Genomic DNA, 1,749 nt, shown 5'->3' with positions numbered 1-1,749 from the left:
CCCGACCCCGGTCCACCGTGTCGATCGCGCTGTGCGCGGCGGTGCGCAGCAGCAGCCACGCGCCCCCCGCCGCGGCGGCCAGCACCAGGATGACGATCGCGGTGGCGATCACGGTGGTGGCCGTGCGGATCGGCCAGCGTCGGGGCGTCGCGAGAACCTCGCTGCTCAGGGGTGCTGTTCGGGGGGGCTCTGCTCGTGGGGGCACGGCTCCATTGTGCGGCCACGTGGGCCCGACGGGCAGGACTGGAACACGTGTTAGCGTCGCGAGATGAGGGAATCGACGCACCACGGCCCGGAACCCCGGCTCGGACTGACCTTCAGTCCGAACGGGGACGGCACCGTGAGCTGGCACCAGCCGGTCGCCGACCAGTTCGTGGACCCGTCCGGGCGCTTCGCCACGGGGGCCCTGGCGGTGTTGGTCGACTCCGGTCTGGGGGCCGAGAACCACCGCCGTCGTCCCGAGGGGATGTGGACCGTGACCACCGAGCTCCGCCTGGATCTGCTGGCGCGCCCCCGTGAGGGGTCGACCGGCCTGGGCGTGCGCACGGACCACCTGGGCGACGACGGACACTGCCTCACCACGCGGGGCGACGTCCTCGATGACGACGGCGGGGTGGTCGCCGCGGGACTGGTCAAGTCGATGGAGATCGCGGGGGTCGTGGACCCGGATGACTACGACGACGAGCCGCCGTGGCCCTCGGCACTGGCACCGGGGACGCTGGCCGAGGTGTTGTGCCTGACGCTGGACCACCACGATGACGGCCCGGGGGGCACCCGGGCGGTGGAGGCCGTGATCGCCCCCGAACCGGCGCTGGCCAACCCGCTGGGAAACCTGCACGGCGGGGTCTTCGCCGCCGTCGCGGAGGTGGCCGGTGCGGCGGTGTTCCCGCACGAACGAGAGGTCAGTTCGTCCTCGCTCGACGTGAGATACGTGCGGCAGATCCCGCTCGTCGGCCCGGTCACGGTGCGCGCCGAGGCACTCCATGACGGTCGGAGCTGGGGGATCGCGCAGGCGGTCACCCGGGACGCCCGCGGCCGGGTGTGCGCGGTGGCGTCGGTCACTGTCTACGGCAGGCGGTAGATTGTTGCCGTGTCACTCAAGTACGGTCGGGGTGTCCACGACATCGATCGACGGAGGAGACGCTAGTGAAGATCGGCATCATCCTGGGCAGTATCCGCGACGAGCGGGGAGGCGCGGCCGTGGCCGACTGGGTCACCGCGGAGGCGGCGTCGCGGGAGCTCGCCACCTACGACCTGGTCGACCTCAAGTCCTTCGACGTCCCGCTCCTCACCTCGGCCACCGTGCCGGGTGCCGCGAACAAGCAGTACGACGACGAGCGGGTCACCCGGTGGAGTGAGGCGATCGATTCCTACGACGCCTTCATCTTCGTGACCCCCGAGTACAACCACGGCGTTCCCGGCGCCCTGAAGAACTCCTTCGACTCACTCGGCGACGAGTGGGCGGACAAGCCGGTCGCCTTTGTCTCCTACGGCGCCGAGGGCGGCGTACGCGCCGTGGAGCAGTGGCGCCAGATCGTCGCGAACTTCCGGATGTTCGGGGTCCGTCAGCAGGTGTCGCTGAGCCTGTTCACCGAGTTCGGCCCGGAGGGTCTCCAGCCGAACGACCGGCGCGCGGGGGAGATCTCCACCCTCTTCGACCAGCTCGAGGACGCGGTCCGTCGGTTCGCGCCGATCCCCGCGGGCAGCGCCTAGGGCTCGACGCGCCCGACTCTCGACGGGTCAACGTCC

Annotated in this window: 2 protein-coding genes; both read left to right on the top strand. The window is 71.1% G+C overall.

Annotated features, from left to right (window positions below):
• Nucleotides 1–268 precede the first annotated feature (268 nt).
• Nucleotides 269–1,081 carry a hotdog fold thioesterase gene (locus G6020_RS11130; RefSeq protein ID WP_182610675.1) on the top strand — a complete coding sequence of 271 codons (813 nt, stop codon included), beginning with the start codon at nt 269–271 and terminating at the stop codon, nt 1,079–1,081.
• 65 nt (nt 1,082–1,146) lie between these two features.
• The gene (locus tag G6020_RS11125; protein WP_182610674.1) at nt 1,147–1,713 is read left to right on the top strand and encodes an NAD(P)H-dependent oxidoreductase; all 567 of its coding nucleotides are present in this window, start codon (nt 1,147–1,149) and stop codon (nt 1,711–1,713) included.
• Nucleotides 1,714–1,749: the final 36 nt, after the last annotated feature.

It is taken from the genome of Dietzia sp. B19 (assembly GCF_014145155.1).
GTDB lineage: Bacteria > Actinomycetota > Actinomycetes > Mycobacteriales > Mycobacteriaceae > Dietzia > Dietzia natronolimnaea.
Note: the sequence above shows the minus strand (reverse complement) of the source record. Positions and strands in the feature narration are given on the sequence as shown.

What these genes read in the sequence shown, in the direction of transcription:
- G6020_RS11130 (WP_182610675.1), top strand. Translation starts at nt 269, where the DNA reads ATGAGGGAATCGACGCACCACGGCCCGGAACCCCGGCTCGGACTGACC.